Genomic DNA, 16,798 nt, shown 5'->3' with positions numbered 1-16,798 from the left:
TTTCCGTCACTGGGCGCCACACGCTAAGATGGAGCCCGCCGGGCCGGCGAACCGCGCTTGCCGCATCGCCCGCGCATGTGCCACCGACATGCGCGCCACCCGGAGACCACAAGAAAAGCCTGGCTCGGAGAATCAGATGTCTGAAGAATATGAAGTGCATGGTCCGCACGACCATGCGGTTGAACACGCTGGCCACCACGACGCGGACCCGTTTGCGAGCCGCATGGCCGTGATGACGGCGATCCTCGCGACGATCGGCGCACTGTGCGCCTACCAGAGCGGCAACAGCGAAAATCTGGCGCTGTACTACAAGAACGAAGCCGCCATTAAAAAGACCGAAGCGTCGAATCAATGGAACTACTACCAGGCCAAGGGCGAGAAAGAGAATCTCGCTGAACTCGGTGCGGCGCTGTCGCTCGGCAATGCCGATGCGCACGCGAAGTTCGCCGCCGACGTCGACAAGTACAAGCAGCAGAAAGAGCCGATCCGCGCGAAGGCTGAAGCGATCGAAAAGGAAGTCGTGGACAACGACGCTAAAAGTGAAGCGCTATTGCATGGCCATCATCGCTGGGCGCAGGCCACGACCTTGATTCAGGTGGCGATTGCCCTCTGCGCGATCACGTTGCTGACTCGCAAGAAGTGGCTGCGCAATCTGTCGTTCGGGATTGCGGCTGCGGGTGTGATTACTGCCGCTGTGGCGTTCTTTTCCGCGTGATTGCGCGAACGAAGTTTGCCGCGATGCTCGGCATGGCGTGCGTCAGTTGATCCGATAAATTGAATACGGTTCAATGCGCGCGGCCGCGCGCAGCACGCTCAAGCAACAGTTCACGCTCGCGCGCATTGCGTGTCATGGCGGCAGCGCGTTCGAATTCGGCGCACGCCTCTTCCACGCGGCCGAGTTTCTCCAGCAGATCGCCGCGCACGCTCGGCAGCCAGTGATAGTTCGCGAGCGCCGCATCGGCGGCGAGCGCGTCGACGATTTCCAGGCCCGCAGCCGGTCCGAACGCCATGCCGACTGCCACCGCCCGATTCAACTCCACCACCGGCGAAGGCGTCACCTGCGCCAGCGCGTCGTACAACGCGACGATCTGCGCCCAGTCGGTCTCTTCGGCACGGCGGGCACGCGCATGACACGCGGCCAGCGCGGCTTGCAGCGCATACGGGCCGCTCGCGCCGCCCAACGCGTGCGAGGTGCCGAGCGCGGCCAGCCCGCGACGGATCAGCAGCGGGTCCCAGCGGCTGCGGTCCTGGTCGAGCAGCAGCACCGGCCGCCCCTCGGCATCGGTGCGCGCATGCGTACGCGACGCCTGGATTTCCATCAACGCGACGAGGCCATGCACTTCGCTTTCGTCCGGCACGAGCCCGCTCAGCACCCGCCCCAGCCGCAGCGCTTCCTCGCACAAGGCCGGACGCATCCAGTCGTCGCCGGTTGTAGCCGAATAGCCTTCGTTGAAAATCAGATAGATCACCTGCAGCACCGACGCGAGCCGCGGCGCACGTGCATCCGCCTGGGGCACCTCGAACGGCACCTTGGCCGCCGACAACGTGCGTTTGGCCCGCACGATGCGCTGCGCGATGGTCGGCTCGGGCACGAGAAACGCGCGCGCGATTTCGTCCGTGGTGAGGCCGCCGAGCAGGCGCAGCGTCAACGCGACACGTGCGTCGGTGGACAACACCGGGTGGCACGCCGTGAACACCAGGCGCAGCAGGTCGTCGCCGATATCGTCGGCGCGTGCGGCATCGAGGGTATCGACGAAATCCGGCACGAGGTGCGCCTCCATTGCGTCGAGGTCGTGGCCCAACTCCTCACGCTTGCGGGCATGCAGCGCTTCCTGGCGCAAGCGGTCGAGGGCGCGGTTCTTCGCGGTCGCCATCAGCCACGCTCCCGGGTTGTCGGGCACGCCCGCGTCAGGCCAATGCTCGAGCGCCGCCACCAGCGCGTCCTGCGCCAGTTCTTCGGCGAGCCCCACGTCACGCACGATTCGCGCGACGTGGGCGATGACCTTGGCGGACTCGATCCGCCAGACTGCCTCGATGGCACGATGGGTGGCCGGTTTTGTCACGGGATCAGCCCGCTGCCTTGGTGTTCGGATCCATGTAGATCAGCTCCCAGATGTGTCCGTCGATATCTTCGAAGCCGTGTCCGTACATGAAGCCATAGTCCTGCGGCGCGCGCGGCACCGTGCCGCCGGCGGCGAGCGCCTTCGCGACCAGCGCATCCACCTCGCCCCGGCTCTCGCACGAGAGACCCACCAATGCCTCAGTGCTTTCCTTCGGATTACAAAGCGACTTGCGCGTGAAGGACTTGAACAGGTCCTTGACCAGCAACATCGCGTAGAGGTTCTCGCCGAGAATCAGACAGGCGGCCCGCTCATTGGTGAATTGCGCCTCGAAGCTGAAACCGATCGCGCTGAAGAATGCCTTCGACCGTTCGAGGTCGTCGACAGCGAGATTGACGTAGATCTGCTTATGCATGATGAAATCCAGTGATCGGGTTGTGGGCTCGCCGGGGCGTCGCAGTGCGTCGCACGGCGCCACGCATACATCGATCCCGCGTACTCAGCTCGCCTCGGCCAGCGTTTTCAGATTGCCCAGTCCGTCTTCGAAATCTTTGCCGACCATGCGGTCCATGCTGACGAACACCTGCATCAGCTTCGACAGAAACGGCGCAGGCCCATGCATCGCCCAGGTGACCTGAGTCGCGCCGGCCTCCGGCTTCAACGTGAAATCGGCGATGTTATGGGCTTCGAACGGCTTGATGAAATCGAGGTTCATCGTCACGTTGGCCGGCGCCGAAGTGTCGACGATCTCCATCTGCCCGACGCCGACTTTTTCGCCTTGCCACGCATAGCGCGCACCCTTGCCGCTCGGCGTGCCGCTGTAAGTGCCCTGCGCCGCGGGATCTTTGCGCAGGAACGGATTCCAGCGATTGAATTGATGCAGGTCGTCGATCAACCCGTAGACCCGCTCAGGCGGCGCCTCGATGCGCACGCTGCGTTCGATCCGAAAGGTGTCGGGCCGCGTCGCCGCGTAGATGAGCAGCAGGCCGACCGCCGCAACGACGGTGATCAGAATGACTTTGAGCATGATGAATCCTCTCGATGTGGCCGGATCGGCGCCTCGTTCGGCGGTCGGATCGGCGTCGCGATTAATGTTTGGCTGCGTCCAGTTTGCGGAAGCGGTCCACTTCCGGGCTCGGCTCGAAGTCCTCGAGTTCATACAGCTGCCGCACTTCGATTTCGCCTTCGGCCTGCTCGCCGAACGGCGCCGGAAACCGCCGCGCCCATTCCATGGCTTCTTCGCGGGAGCGAACCTGAATCAGCGTGTAGCCGGCGATCAATTCCCTGGTTTCCGCGAACGGGCCGTCGATCAGCGTGCGCTTGCCCCCGCTGTAGTGGATGCGCCAGCCTTTTGAACTCGGTTTCAGGCCGGTTGCGTCGAGGAGCACACCGGCCTTGGCCAGTTCTTCATGGTAGGCGCCCATCGCGGCCATCAGGGCTTCGTCCGGCGCGCCGCCGGCTTCGCTGACGGCCGTCGCCTTCACTATGATCATGAATCGCATCGCAATCGCTCCTAGGGTGGTGTGTAGTTGGTGGAGAGCCGTTATCTGTTTGCTGGCTCCTTACTCACACGACGAGCGATGCGCGGCCGGATCGACATATTTGTCGTTAGCCTAGGGAAAACCCCCAGAAAATAGTGACGAATGGGCGAACCCGCTTATAGGAAACAAGGCCCGAGCTTGCGGACTTCGACGGTGCACCACGAGGCCGCCGGGCAGGCTTGCGCGATCGCCACCGCTTCTTCGCGGGTTTCAACATCGAGCAGGTAGAAGCCGCCGATCATTTCCTTGGCTTCAGCGAACGGGCCGTCAAGCAGTTTCGCTTGACCATCACGCACCTGCACGCGCACGGCGTCATTCGTGGAGGTCAGCGCTTCGGCTGCGACCAGCTTGCCGCGCTCTTTGAGGCCGGTGGCGAAACGCACCATCTGGTCATAAACCTCGCGCCCCGCCTGCTCACCGCGTTCGACACGTTGATTCGGGGGTTCGACGATAAGCAGCATGTAAGACATGGCGTCTCCGATTAATCGCGCCGTGGACGTGAACGCCAGCGCGGCGTACCACGGCAAGAGCGCGCTTACAGTTGGGTTGCGAAGGCCAGTCTAGCAAGCGCGGATAACTCCAGCAAACCCGTTTCACAGCCCGGGCGTCCGCGGACCGCAAGCCCTACGGACACTCGTAATACGGATGCGGCATGTGGATTGCTGCTTCGGTTGAATCGATACACATCCGAGGTGACATCATGCGAAATCGATCTGGCCTGGGCATTATGGCAATGGCATTGGCGCTACTGACATTGATGGCCGGCTGCACCCTTGGCGGTGCGGCGGCAGGTGGCGTGATCGGTAACGAGGCGACCAATCACAGCGCGGTCGGCACAGTCGGCGGCGCAGTAGCCGGCGGGGTTATCGGACACGAGCTGGGCAAGTAATTAGCGCCTGAACTGTCTGAAGCAATTCGATCAGAGAATATGACGGGTTCGCAAACGCGACTACCTTTCATATTCTCCTATTCAGTCGCTCTCCCACGCGACACAACAACGCCACTTTGAAGTATTCTCCCAACGCTTAAGCGCGCGCGGTGAACGCATTGTGTGTGGATTAAAGGCAGCAAATAATCTGCTTTCAATCCGATAAACCGACGCGGCAAATGCAATCGAATTTATCGGCATAATCTGCCGGCATAACAAACGAATCATATAAACAGGGCATCGGGGAAATTCATGCATCGATCGTTAGTGCGTAGCGGCGTCGCGGCCGCCGTGGCCTTTACGTTGTTCCAACTCGGCGGTTGCGGCGGCGGCGGTTCCAGTTCAACGTCGTCGAGCACCTCGACGGTCACGGCCACCTCGGTGAACGGCACGGTCGCCACCGGCAGCGCTGTGGTGGGCGCAACCGTCACGCTGACCGATGCGACCGGCGCTCAGGCCACGGCCACCACCAACACCCAGGGCGCGTACACGATCTCGGTGAAGGGTATGACCGCGCCGTTCCTGATCGTCGCCACCGACGCCACTGGCATCTCCGCCCCGCTCGTCTCCGTGCTCGCCAAATTGCCGAGCGGCACGGCGCCGGCTGTAGCCAACGTCACCACGCTGACCACCGCGATTGCCGCGATGTTGACCGCTTCGGGCAACCCGCTCGACCTCGCGTCCACCACGGCACTGGCCAAGGTGACGCTGCCGTCCGTGCAGATCGCCACCATCACGCTCGACACGATGCTGACGAAAATCCTCACGCAGAACGGCATCCTGACAGCGGGCTTCGATCCCATCGGTATGGCCTTTACGCCGAACCACACCGGCGCCGATGCGGTGATTGATACTGTGTCGGTCGTATCGGCGGCCAACGGCGGCCTGTTGCTGCTGTCGAATGCGGCGCCTGGCACGACCATCGTGCTGAACAACCAGACTTCCCAATCGGTCGTGCTGGCAGCGCCGTCCGCGGCGGCCAACTATCTGGAGCCGCTTGCGTCCCTGCTGACTGCCTGCGCGGCGACCGGCACGCTCAACACCTCATGCTCGCCGGCAATCGACTCTGCTTACCTCGAAAGCGGCTCAACCGATCTGGCCATAGCCCATGGTCTGACGGAAGCGACCTTAACGGGTGCGGTGTTCGGTTCGCCGAAGACGCTCGCCTTCTTCACAAGTAACGGCAAACAGCTTGCGCTCGTGCAGTTGCCGGTCACGCTGGCGAACGGCACGGCAGCCGGTGTGCTCTACACCATTGCGCAACAGCTCTCCACGCCGGTCACGCTCGCCAACGGCACGCAGCTCGGCTGGGATCTGATCGGCAATCAGTCGCAATTCGCTGCGTCGATCATGTCGCAAATCCAGCGTCGCACCTTCCTCGATTCGAAGCTGAACGATGTGAACCGTTACGAGTCGGGTCTTAAGATTGCGATTCCGACCACTTCGAATCCTACGGTGTATTCGGCTTCAGTCACGGGACCTGGCCTTGCTGCGCCAGTCTGGCTGATGCAGCGCAATGCGCTCGGCATCAGCTCACTGGGTCTGTCGGATCAGGCATTGAGCGCGGCGCCGGTTTCGCCCGCCACAACCAACAGCAATACAGAGCTGTATCGCTGGTCATGGCAGTCGCTGTCGTCGACCGCGAACTTCACGCCGGCAGCTTCGAGCGGCTACTACTCGGCGCAATCGATCGACGCGAGCACCGTGCCGCTCTGCTCGACCTACACCGTGACGTTCTACGACCAGAACGGCGCGCAGCTCGGCCAGTCGTCGATCATCAATCCGGGCAGCCCGCTGAACGCGGCGGCGGGTAGCACGGTCGCGTGGCCGACGCTGCTGCCGGACTTCGCGACCCAGTTCCTCACGCCAGCCGGGTCGCTGGCCGGCGTGCAGTACGCGATGAGCGTGACGTGGTCGAGCCTCGTGAACGGACAGAATCTCGCGTATCCGGTGACGTCAGTGCAGATCCAGGCCTCCCCTGGAACGGGCTCAGGCTCGACGACTGCAATCGATGGCTTCTCGATCGGTGCGCCGAACAACACAACGGTCGGTCAGTATCAAACCACCGTCTTTGCGGGGGTCAATGCCGCGGGTGTACAGACTTGCACGAACTGCCCGTTCCCGGCGTTGACGTCCGGTGGTTCGCGGCTCGTGCAATTGGGCGGTGGGCAGAATGGGACCACGTACTACGACATGACGCAGTACAACAATTAGAGCAGGACAAACAAGAAACGCCGGCCCATCGCAGCGGCTTTCATGCCGCCGGCAAAAGCGACCGGGCCTGCTCGAGAAGTGCGTGGGACGCAGCAAACTCGTTGCGTCCCGCCATCGTCAGTGCGGCGTGGCCGGTGCTCGCGAACAGTTCGTCGTTGGACGTTACGACTGCATTCGAACCGGAACCCGGCTGGTCGTATCGGCGGAAGAACGCGAGCATCTGGAACGCGCCGAATCGCCACTCCTCTGGACCGGCCTTGGCTAGAAGCTCAGCGGCGGCCGCCAGTTGCCGCGTGACTGCGAGGAATTCAGAGCGTTCCATAACACCTGTCTCCTTGTGGGTCGCCGTCACCGGGCGCTCCGGGAGTTTAGCGCAGGAATTCAATCGGCCAATCACCCGACCGCAGCCCAGCAAACTCGCAGGCCCAAGTAACAAGCCCGCGAGTTTGCATCAACAACGCATTACGACGCTTTTTCCAGTTTCACGATGGTCATCGTGCCGTCGACGTCTTCAACGCGCACCTTCACCTTGTCGCCTTCGTGAATCTGCTTGATCATCGCGGCATCCTTCGCCTTGAAGGCCATGGTCATTGCCGGCATTCCGACGTTCTGCAGCGCGCCGTGTTTCAGCGTGACCATGCCGGAGGCCGGGTCCACTTTTCTCACCACCGCATCCGTGAGGGCCGCATTCGGCGAGTCCTTTGAAGCCGCCGGCTTCATGGACATGTTCATCCCCGTCATATCGTCGCCCGCAAACGCGGGGGCCGCAGCCGTGGCGCCGAAAGCAGCAAACGCAACAATCCATTTCTTCATTGAAGTTCTCCAGTTTGAGTAGTTGGCACGGTTGTGCCGGAAGGTACTGCGTGAGAAAGCCGCGCGTCCGGCATACGCTTCGCGCGGCGGCGTTGCAGCAGAAACCACGCGGCGGGAATGACCAGCATCGAAAGGATGGGCGCCGTGATCATCCCGCCCACCATCGGCGCGGCGATGCGCTGCATGACTTCCGAGCCAGCGCCGTGTCCGACCATGATGGGTATGAGACCGGCAAGCACGACCGCGACCGTCATCGCCTTGGGACGCACACGCTGTACAGCCCCCTCTCGAATCGCATCGAGAAGCAGCGCTTCAGTCAGCGGTTCGCCTGCGTCGAGTCTGCGATTCAACGCACCCTTCAGGTAAAGCAGCATCACGACACCGAACTCCGCGGCGACGCCTGCGAGCGCAATGAATCCCACAGCGGTCGCGACGGACACGGCGTGCCCCAGCATCCAGATAAACCAGAAACCGCCGACCAGCGCGAAGGGCACCGTCGACATCAGCAGCAGCGCGTCACCTACGGAGTTGAACGTCAGAAAAAGCAGCACGAAAATGACCACCAGCGTCACGGGAATAACGGTGCGCAACTTCGCCGCCGCTCGCTCCAGATATTCGAACTGACCGGACCACGCAATCGAATAGCCCGCGGGCAGCGTTACTTTCTCTGCGACCGCGCGCTGCATGGCCTGCACGGCCGAGTGCAGGTCCGTGTCGCGGATATCGACGTACACGTAACCGGCGAGCCGCGCGTTCTCACTGCGAATCATCGGCGGGCCATCGGCAATCGTGACGTGTGCTACGTCTGCCAGCTGGATTTGCGCGCCACGCTCAGTCACGACCGGCAACTCGCGCAGCTTCTCGAGCGAATCGCGAATCTCGCGTGGATAGCGAACGTTGATCGGAAAGCGCTCCCGGCCGGCAATGACCTCGCCGACGTTTTCGCCGCCGACCGCGGTGGACACGATCGACTGGATGTCGGCAACCGCGAGGCCATAGCGTGCCGCTGCCAGCCGGTCGATATCGACGTCGATGTATCGGCCGCCGTTCAGGCGCTCGGCCAGTGCGGACGTCACACCGGGCACGGTCTTGACCGCTGCTTCGACCTGCGTTGCGACCTTGTCGATTTGCCCGAGGTCGGGGCCCGAAATCTTGACGCCGACCGGCGTCTTGATACCCGTCGACAGCATGTCCAACCGATTGCGGATAGGCGGAACCCACACGTTCGAAAGCCCCGGCACTTTGACGGTGCGGTCCAGTTCGTCGACCAGCTTCTCCGGCGTCATACCCGGCCGCCACTCGCTGCGTGGCTTGAACTGAATCGTGGTCTCGAACATCTCGAGCGGCGCCGGGTCGGTCGCCGAGTCAGCGCGGCCGGACTTGCCGAACACAGTCTGCACCTCCGGGACAGTCTTGATGAGCCGGTCGGTCTGCTGCAGCAGTTCACTCGCTTTCTCCGTCGAGATGCCCGGCAGCGCTGTCGGCATATACAGCAGATCGCCTTCGTCGAGCGGCGGCATGAATTCGCCGCCGAGCCGCGAAAGCGGAATCGCCGACGCTGCGAGCGCAACCACCGCCAGACCGATCGCGACCCAAGGACGACGCAACGTCGCCTCCAGCACCGGGCGATAGAGCCGGATTAGCACGCGGTTGATCGGGTTCGCGTTCTCGTGCGGAATGCGGCCGCGGATCAGCAAACCCATCAACACCGGCACCAACGTCACCGACAGCCCCGCTGCCGCTGCGATCGTGTAGGTCTTCGTGAACGCCAGGGGGGAAAACAGCTTGCCTTCCTGGCCTTCGAGCGAGAACACCGGAATGAACGACAACGTGATGACGAGCAACGAGAAGAACAGCGCCGGCCCGACCTCGGCGGCCGACGTGGCAATGAGCTCCCAACGTTCAGCCGAACTGATCGCCTTGCCGGGATGCGCGTGCTCGTATGCTTCGAGATGTTTGTGCGCGTTCTCGATCATCACGATAGCCGCGTCGATCATCGCGCCAATGGCAATCGCAATGCCGCCCAGCGACATCAGATTCGCGTTGACGCCTTGATACCGCATCACGATAAAGGCGGCCAGCACGCCCAAGGGTAACGACAGGATCGCGACGAACGCACTGCGCAGATGGAATAGAAAGATCGCGCAGACGAGTCCGACGATGATGAATTCCTCGATGAGCTTGTCCTTCAGGTTGTCCACCGCGCGTTCGATCAGCTGTGAGCGATCGTATGTCGTCACGACCTCGACGCCCGCAGGCAGCGAACGCTTCAGGTCGGCGAGCTTTGCCTTCACCGCATCGATCGTCGTCAACGCGTTCTTGCCGGAGCGCATCACGATGACCCCGCCCGCCACTTCGCCCTGACCGTTCAGCTCTGCGATGCCGCGCCGCATCTCGGGGCCGATCTGAATACGCGCGACGTCACCCAGCAGCACGGGCGTACCGGCTTCGTTCGTACGCAGGACGACGTTGCGGAAGTCATCGAGCGTGCGCAGGTAACCGGACGAGCGCACCATGTATTCGGACTCCGCCATCTCGACGACTGACCCGCCCGATTCCTGATTCGCCTTGCCTAATGCGTCGGCGACCATTGCCTGCGTAATGCCGTAAGCGCGCAGTTTGTCCGGGTCGAGAACAACCTGATATTGACGCACCATGCCGCCAATGCTCGCGACCTCGGACACGTCCGGTACCGATTTCAGCTCGAACTTCAGGAACCAGTCGTTCAGTGCGCGAAGCTGTCCCAGGTCGTGCTGTCCGCTCCGGTCCACGAGTGCATATTCGTAGACCCAGCCGACACCGGTTGCATCGGGCCCGAGCGATACCGTCGCGCCAGGAGGCAGCCTGCTCTGCACCTGATTCAGATACTCGAGTACACGGGAACGTGCCCAATACTGGTCGGTTTTGTCGTCGAACAGGACATAGACAAACGCATCGCCGAATGACGAATACGCGCGAATGGTTTTCGCCCCCGGCACGCCTAGCAGCGTCGTGGTGAGAGGATAGGTGACCTGGTCCTCGACGACTTGCGGCGCTTTGCCCGGGTACGACGCCTTGATGATGACCTGCGTGTCGGACAAGTCTGGCAGCGCGTCGAGCGGCGTTTGCGTCACCGAGTAGACGCCCCATGCGGTGACGAGCACGGTGGCAAGCAGCACCAGAAAGCGGTTGTAAATAGACCATCTGATAAGACGCGCGATCATTTGGCGCCTCCTACCGGTTCGACGGTCGTCAACTGGTAGCCGCTGTCCGTCTGCCGGAATGCGAAGTGCACTACGTCACCGGGTTTTGCGTCCGGAAAGGCCGTGGGCGATGGTTTGCCGAATGCCATTGTCATCTTGCCCCAGCCCAAAGCCGGGACCGGCTGGTGGGAGAAGGTGATGTCATCGGCGGTCACCTTTTCGACCCTACCGGTGGTCTCGTACGTTTGGGATGCACCGGTCGTGGCGGGCGCGGATGCGGGCGCGCTCGGACCTGCGTTGGCGCTCCCCGCGAGGCGAGGAAGCACCGATTTAAGGCTGGCTTCCGAATCAATCAGAAACTGACCGGACGCCACGACCTGGTCGCCATCCGCCAAGCCGCTCAATACTTCGGTTTCGTCGCCTGTATCTTTGCCGACAGTGACATTCACCGGCTGCAAACGGCCATCACCGTTTCTGACGATAACCACGGTGCGCTTGCCGGTCGTGATGACCGCTTCGGATGGAACGAGCAGACGCGAGGCCGGTTTCTGCGCGCCGACCCGCACACGCATCAACATGCCCGGCGTCAGCCTGAACGCGGCGTTGTCGATCTCGAGACGCGCCTGCAGCGTGCGGCTGCCCGTGCTGATGCCGGGCAGGATTTCGCGGATCTGCCCTTTGAAGTGCTGAGTGGGATCGCCCGCGAATGCCGCGTCCACCGTCATGCCGGGCTGCACGGTCAGCGCAAGGGATTCCGGTATTTCGACGATCAGCCACAACGTCGAGAGCCCGGCGATCTTGGCGAGCGTCTGCCCGGGCGTCACCATCGCGCCATCGCGGACGTTCAGTTCGCTGACCACGCCCGTTTCCGGCGAGGTCAGCACGACATGCGTCTGCGCCTTTCCGCTCCGGTCGAGATTCGCAACGACACCGTCGGGTATCGACATCGCCCGCATGCGCGCGCGAGCCGCATCGAGCATGCTGCTGTCCATACCACTGCGTTTAAGCGCGAGGTACTCTTCCTGCGGCGCCAGCCAGTCCGGCACGAAGAGCGACGCGATCGGCGCGCCTTTCGCTATCCGCTGCATCGGTGCGTCCGCGTACAGGTGGTCTATGTAGCCCGTGACGCGCGACTGCACCACGTCGGCGCGCGATTCGTCGAATTGCGTGGTTCCGACGGCATCGAATCCTTCGGTGACGTCCTGCCGTCGCGCCGTTGCGTAGCGGATGCCGAGGTTCTGTTGCAAGCCCGGATCGATTTTGACGCCGCTCGTGCCTGCGTCATCGGCGAAGACCGGTTCGAGCTGCATGTCCATGAAAGGCGACTTGCCCGGTTTGTCGAAATGCTGATTCGGAACCATCGGGTCGTGCCAGTACAGCACCTTGCGCCCCGTCTTCGGGTCGGTCTTATCGCCTGCCGCAGATGCCGTGGCGGGCATCGTGGCGGCAGAAGCCGAACCCGCCTGCGTGGAATGACGCGCGCCGGCCAGGTAGCCTGCGCCTAACAAAGCGGCGGCGGCGAACGCAACGAGAACCGCGCGTGCCAGTTGTTTCTTTTGCATGGTGTTCTCCTTCACTGGCTGATGGACATCGACGCGGGCACGACCTGGTATTCGAGCTGGGCCCAGGTCTGGGACACCTCGCGCCGAAGGTCAAGCACCTGTAGCTGCGCGTCAAGCAACGCACGTCTGGCAGCAAACGCGTCCGCAAGCGACCCACTCCCTGCCTGATAGGCCGCGGCAGCGAGCTGGACGCGCCGGTCCGCAGCGGGCAGCAGGGAGTCGGTGAGATGGGTGACGCGTTCGCGGCCGCTGGCAAGCGTCGCCGACTGCGTGCGGATATCCGCTTCGACTTGCCGCTGCGTGTCTTCGTACATCAGCCGCGCCTTGGTGCCGAGTTCCGCCTTCTCGTCGGCGTCGCGGTTCTGGCGATTCTTGCGATTGATCGGCAGCGGAATGCTGACCCCGACCGAAACCATGTTCGAGTACTGCCCGCCACGCTGTTGATAAGAGACTTCCCACGTCCAGTTGGGACTGCGGTCGCTGTTGGCGACAGCCGTATCGGCATCGGCGACGGCGATGTCCCGCGAAGCGGCCACGAGCACCGGCTGAACGTCGCGAAGCTCCTCGGGTGGCAGAGACGACACATACGATTGCGGCGCGGGCGGATCGCCGCTCACATCGAGAACAGGCGTAGCAGTCCAGCGGGAGAGCCCGATCAGTGCGGTTTGAAATGTCTGTTGTGCTTTGAGCAGCTGATCCTGGGTCTGCGCGAGCATCGCCTGTGCTTGCACGACGTCGGCTGCGCTTGCCTTGGCTCCCCGGTAAGACGCTTTCGTCGCGTCCAGTTCGTGGTCCATATGACGCACCAACTCCTGCTGCAACGCGAGCGCCTGCTTTGCATAGACGGCGCTCAACCACGCAGCCGCCGTTTGTTGCCGTGTGTTTACGAGCTGCAACAAATAGCTGGCTCGCTCGCGGTCCACCACATCGCTGGCCCGGGCGGAGAGCAGGCGGCGTTTATCACCGGATACCCATTCCTGCTCGATGCCAATACGACGCATCGTCATGAAGTCCTGACCGATGGTGAACCGTTGCGATCCGTTCACCGGCAGGTTGTCGATACCCGCTTTGAGCATCGGATCGGGCAACTGCCCGGCCCGGACCGCGGCATCGGAACTGGCGCGCACAGAGGCCTGTGCGGCTCCCATGGCGGAAGAGCGGTCGGTGGCGGCCTGAAGCGCCGCATCGAGCGTGTAGCTTGCTTGCTGAGCGTGTGCCGCGCCGCTCGCGAGAATCAGCGCGGCGAAAAGCGAACGCGCGCGCAGTGGTGCACGCCGGGTTAACGGCGTGCGAATAGTGAATGGCATGTTCTAACCCCAACGGCGAACTCCCAGAGGGAGTCCACGTCCTGAACGCAGGACGACCTCACCGCAAATGCGGTGAACCTGTCAGCAAGGGATTAGATGGCGCGAGGAGGTCGCCACGGTCCGGTCGGCTCACGAACCGGCAGCGACTGCGCGTAGTGGAAAACAACGGTGCTCGACAACCCGGCTGGCCGGGTTATTCCGGTCGGAGAGACCGGGTGATACAGACTGCCGATTTGGCATTGAGCCATTACCTTGCAGAAAAAGCCCTTGGCTTTTTCGGGCTGCGATGAATGCATCGACTCGCAGCCGGGCATGTCAGCCGACATCGCGTCGCTCTCGTCGGCACTCATGCTCATCTGCATCGGACATTCTCCCGTCAAGCCGCTGGCCGCCAGCCCACTAATGGGCAGCGCAGCGCATAACAACAGAAGGAGCAAAGTCCGCAGAAATTTCATGCCGGAGATTATAGCCGCAGTAATTTAACCGGGTGCATCGGATTGGCTAATAACAGCAGGATCGGCGTTGAAGCGAAAAAACGCCCCATGCGGGGCGTTCTTCGTTTGAGTGCTAGCTTACGGCAGAGCGCGACGTTGCTTAAACGGTCGCTTCGACAATCGCTTGCGTATGGGCCGATCTCATCAGCCCCTCGATCATCTTCGCCTCGGCGTTCGCGATCTCGCTCAACGATGCGATCGACAGTTGCCCATCCAGAATCGCCAGCGCCGTGCAAAGACGGGCGTATTCGCTGTCCTCGAGCATCCAGGCACCGTCGTGATGCTCACGCGCGTCGAGCTGCACCATCGCCGCATGCGCGCTTTCGATATCGGCAATGACGTCTTCGCCGAGACCAAGACGCGCTAATTCTTGCGACACCAGCAGATGCCGGCTCAAGGTCAGGTGTAAATCCCGCGTGCCCCGACCGCGCCGGAATGCATCGAGGGCGGTGTAGCACTGCAGGAGCATCGCCTCGGTGACCGGCTCGTGGGCGGTGCGGCTATAGGTCAGCGCGCGCAGCAGCGGAGACATGGCCGGCTGGGTGTACTTGCGGACTCGCGATTTACTGGACATATCGATTCAACCTCCTTCGCTAACTCTCGGTTTTGCCACCGAATGCTGTGCTCTCCGGTGGCAAACGCCGCCGATGCGCCGGCGGCTTGACAGGCCCTTAATGTGAGTCTGTGTAGCCATCATGGCAAGCAACTATTAAGACAGACTTAAACAACTCAAAGTCTCCAATGTGCGCAGCGTCTCGCCGCGCGCGAGCAGATTTTCCGCTACGGCTGGCCGGAAATGCAACGCTGCCATATAGGTTCGGATCGAATAAATACAAGTCACATCGGCCGCACCGACGAAAAAAAACCCTGTTCCCGCGAGGGAACAGGGCCGGACAGGATGGAAGAGTCGTACAGGCGCGTGGATGCTTGCCGACTTTTATAACCATCACAAACTACTAAAGCTGTTGCTACCTGAACTGCTAATGCGTTATTGCGGTACTGCTTTACTGCGGTGTTACGGTATTGCGTTACAGCTCGGTCCCTCGCCATCAACATCGCCTCGCTGCAACCCCCTGCTGATTCGTGCGCATGGCTGCTGCGATTGCGCACTATTTGCATTGCTTCGACTTCCTACTGCTTTACTGCCCTGCCGCGTTGGTCAAACGCGGCAAACTGCCATCAACGGTACGGTTCAAAACAACGCGGGGGAAGACCGCGTCGATGGGCTCGGTGACTTGTCGCTCCATGGAAAACAGTTTATGTGAACACACAAAAATGCAATTGCGCGAAACGAGGGGAATTGGCAGGCCAGTTTGCCGAATCGCCGCAGCGTGGCGGTTTCTTCAGACTTGAGCCGTGAGCGTAAGCGCCCGAAACACAAGCGCGTGGTAAAAAAGCGCTGCTGCTGCAACAATCCGCGACAATTCTTTCTCACCGCCCGCGCACCGGAAACGTTACCCGCATGTCCGTTCAAGAACCTGCCCTTGCCCTGCGCCCCGCGCTGGAAGCCGACGAGCGCTTTCTCTTCGAACTGCGCAAAGCCACCATGGCCGAGCATCTGGCGCGTGCCGGCGAAATGGTCGACGATACCCAGCATCTCGCGCGTCTGCGCTATCGCTACGATGCCGCACAGGTGATTTGCGTCGATGGCGCGCCGGCTGGTTTGCTGAAAGCGTATCGCACCGAAACCGAGTGGTTCGTCGTGCAAGTGCAGATCGCGCCCGAGCATCAAGGCCGCGGGATCGGCGAGCGCGCGCTGCAAACCGTTCTGCAGGCCGCGCAGGCCGACGCATTGCCGGTCAGCCTCAAGGTGCTCAAAGGCAATCCCGCCAGGCGCCTGTACGAGCGCCTGGGCTTCGAAATCGTCGCCGAAGAAGAAATAGAGTTTCTGATGCGGCGCGCGCCGCACGCGTCGGCGCAAATTCGAGCAGAATGACCGTCTGACAAAGACGGAACGAAACCCGCTATGACCTTTCGCGACACCTCGGCCATCGAGAGCTGGCACGCCCACGTTTACTTCGATTCAGGTAGCCGCGACGCCGCGTGGACCTTTCGCGAGCAAATCGAAGCGCACTGGAACGGCAAACTGCAAATGGGCCGCTTTCACGAACGCCCGGTCGGACCACACCCAATGTGGTCGTATCAGCTCGCATTCGCGCAGGAGCAGTTCGCCGAGCTCGTCGGCTGGCTCACGCTGAATCACGGCGCGCTGGATATTTTTCTGCATCCAAATACCGGCGACGCCTTGCGCGACCACCGCGACGCGGCGCTGTGGATCGGCCGTTCGCATGAGCTCGTACTGAGCGCGTTGAACTAGGTGCCAAGAACTTGTAGCGGCGCACGGCCGCTAGCCCGGTCACATATTCGAATACGAACTGCACCAGCCACGCGCGGCGACCTGCTTGTCGCCGAACAGCGTGCAGCCACCGTAGGCATCGGTGGGCTTGCCCTGGAATAGCGAGCAGTTGGCGCAGGTTTGTCCGGCGGCGTAGCCAGGGAACTTCGCCTTGTCGACCTTTGATGCGTCCTCCTTATAGCCGACGGCCTGCGCCTTCGGATCGGCTTCGCTCAGTGCGTTCGCGGTATCGGCGAACGCGACGCGCGACAGCATGAGCGATGAGCTCACGCCCACACTCAGCATCAGAAAATGGCGGCGTGAGGTTTTCATCATGGTCCGATTGGAAGATGGAAAGTGGG

The 16,798-nt window shown here is 62.1% G+C and carries 18 protein-coding genes; 5 read left to right on the top strand and 13 right to left on the bottom strand.

The window, feature by feature from the left end; translation table 11 throughout:
• The first annotated feature begins 136 nt into the window (after positions 1-136).
• Positions 137-715, top strand: a complete 579-nt coding sequence (locus tag PQQ86_RS20415; RefSeq protein ID WP_408270763.1) for a DUF4337 domain-containing protein — start codon at positions 137-139, stop codon at positions 713-715.
• A gap of 70 nt (positions 716-785) precedes the next feature.
• On the opposite strand, the gene PQQ86_RS20410 is transcribed toward PQQ86_RS20415, so the two are convergent.
• The 5 genes from PQQ86_RS20410 to PQQ86_RS20390 all read right to left on the bottom strand — a co-directional run bounded on the left by PQQ86_RS20410 (position 786) and on the right by PQQ86_RS20390 (position 4,071).
• Positions 786-2,063 carry an RNA polymerase sigma factor gene (locus tag PQQ86_RS20410; protein ID WP_408270760.1) on the bottom strand — a complete coding sequence of 426 codons (1,278 nt, stop codon included), beginning with the start codon at positions 2,061-2,063 and terminating at the stop codon, positions 786-788.
• A 4-nt stretch (positions 2,064-2,067) separates the two neighbouring features.
• Positions 2,068-2,475 (bottom strand): VOC family protein, encoded by a 408-nt coding sequence (locus tag PQQ86_RS20405; RefSeq protein WP_408270758.1) that lies wholly within the window; start codon positions 2,473-2,475, stop codon positions 2,068-2,070.
• Between the two features lie 84 nt (positions 2,476-2,559).
• Positions 2,560-3,087 carry an SRPBCC family protein gene (locus tag PQQ86_RS20400; RefSeq protein WP_408270755.1) on the bottom strand — a complete coding sequence of 176 codons (528 nt, stop codon included), beginning with the start codon at positions 3,085-3,087 and terminating at the stop codon, positions 2,560-2,562.
• A 61-nt stretch (positions 3,088-3,148) separates the two neighbouring features.
• Positions 3,149-3,562: a YciI family protein gene (locus PQQ86_RS20395; RefSeq protein ID WP_408270752.1), complete on the bottom strand. Its 414-nt coding sequence runs from the start codon at positions 3,560-3,562 to the stop codon at positions 3,149-3,151.
• A gap of 155 nt (positions 3,563-3,717) precedes the next feature.
• The gene (locus tag PQQ86_RS20390) at positions 3,718-4,071 is read right to left on the bottom strand and encodes a YciI family protein (protein ID WP_093634239.1); all 354 of its coding nucleotides are present in this window, start codon (positions 4,069-4,071) and stop codon (positions 3,718-3,720) included.
• Positions 4,072-4,328: 257 nt separating this feature from the next.
• Between PQQ86_RS20390 and PQQ86_RS20385 the strand changes: the two genes are divergently transcribed.
• The gene (locus PQQ86_RS20385) at positions 4,329-4,490 is read left to right on the top strand and encodes a glycine zipper 2TM domain-containing protein (RefSeq protein ID WP_408279253.1); all 162 of its coding nucleotides are present in this window, start codon (positions 4,329-4,331) and stop codon (positions 4,488-4,490) included.
• A 291-nt stretch (positions 4,491-4,781) separates the two neighbouring features.
• Positions 4,782-6,743, top strand: a complete 1,962-nt coding sequence (locus tag PQQ86_RS20380; RefSeq protein ID WP_408270749.1) for a hypothetical protein — start codon at positions 4,782-4,784, stop codon at positions 6,741-6,743.
• A gap of 40 nt (positions 6,744-6,783) precedes the next feature.
• Here the strand turns inward: PQQ86_RS20380 and PQQ86_RS20375 are convergent, their stop codons facing one another.
• The 7 genes from PQQ86_RS20375 to PQQ86_RS20345 form a co-directional block, all read right to left on the bottom strand.
• Positions 6,784-7,065: a hypothetical protein gene (locus PQQ86_RS20375; protein WP_408270747.1), complete on the bottom strand. Its 282-nt coding sequence runs from the start codon at positions 7,063-7,065 to the stop codon at positions 6,784-6,786.
• 140 nt (positions 7,066-7,205) lie between these two features.
• Positions 7,206-7,556 carry a copper-binding protein gene (locus tag PQQ86_RS20370; RefSeq protein ID WP_408270744.1) on the bottom strand — a complete coding sequence of 117 codons (351 nt, stop codon included), beginning with the start codon at positions 7,554-7,556 and terminating at the stop codon, positions 7,206-7,208.
• Positions 7,553-10,759: an efflux RND transporter permease subunit gene (locus PQQ86_RS20365; RefSeq protein WP_408270741.1), complete on the bottom strand. Its 3,207-nt coding sequence runs from the start codon at positions 10,757-10,759 to the stop codon at positions 7,553-7,555. The genes PQQ86_RS20370 and PQQ86_RS20365 overlap by 4 nt, the downstream gene beginning before the upstream one ends.
• On the bottom strand, positions 10,756-12,300 hold the full coding sequence (locus tag PQQ86_RS20360) for an efflux RND transporter periplasmic adaptor subunit (protein WP_408270738.1): 1,545 nt from the start codon (positions 12,298-12,300) through the stop codon (positions 10,756-10,758). Before PQQ86_RS20360 ends, PQQ86_RS20365 begins: the two co-directional genes overlap by 4 nt.
• Positions 12,301-12,311: 11 nt before the next feature.
• Positions 12,312-13,607, bottom strand: a complete 1,296-nt coding sequence (locus tag PQQ86_RS20355) for a TolC family protein (RefSeq protein ID WP_408270735.1) — start codon at positions 13,605-13,607, stop codon at positions 12,312-12,314.
• Between the two features lie 92 nt (positions 13,608-13,699).
• The gene (locus PQQ86_RS20350) at positions 13,700-14,062 is read right to left on the bottom strand and encodes a hypothetical protein (protein ID WP_093634247.1); all 363 of its coding nucleotides are present in this window, start codon (positions 14,060-14,062) and stop codon (positions 13,700-13,702) included.
• Positions 14,063-14,201: 139 nt separating this feature from the next.
• The gene (locus PQQ86_RS20345; RefSeq protein WP_408270732.1) at positions 14,202-14,675 is read right to left on the bottom strand and encodes a hypothetical protein; all 474 of its coding nucleotides are present in this window, start codon (positions 14,673-14,675) and stop codon (positions 14,202-14,204) included.
• Between the two features lie 888 nt (positions 14,676-15,563).
• Between PQQ86_RS20345 and PQQ86_RS20340 the strand changes: the two genes are divergently transcribed.
• Positions 15,564-16,037, top strand: a complete 474-nt coding sequence (locus tag PQQ86_RS20340) for a GNAT family N-acetyltransferase (protein WP_408270730.1) — start codon at positions 15,564-15,566, stop codon at positions 16,035-16,037.
• 30 nt (positions 16,038-16,067) lie between these two features.
• Positions 16,068-16,418 carry a DOPA 4,5-dioxygenase family protein gene (locus PQQ86_RS20335; protein ID WP_097395052.1) on the top strand — a complete coding sequence of 117 codons (351 nt, stop codon included), beginning with the start codon at positions 16,068-16,070 and terminating at the stop codon, positions 16,416-16,418.
• A 39-nt stretch (positions 16,419-16,457) separates the two neighbouring features.
• Here the strand turns inward: PQQ86_RS20335 and PQQ86_RS20330 are convergent, their stop codons facing one another.
• Entirely contained in the window at positions 16,458-16,769 is a 312-nt protein-coding gene (locus PQQ86_RS20330; protein ID WP_408279250.1) for a high-potential iron-sulfur protein, read from the bottom strand.
• Between the last annotated feature and the right edge of the window lie 29 nt (positions 16,770-16,798).

Source organism: Paraburkholderia sediminicola, from assembly GCF_046026675.1.
In the GTDB taxonomy this organism is placed as follows: domain Bacteria; phylum Pseudomonadota; class Gammaproteobacteria; order Burkholderiales; family Burkholderiaceae; genus Paraburkholderia; species Paraburkholderia sediminicola_F.
This window is presented reverse-complemented; position numbering and strand designations above follow the sequence as displayed.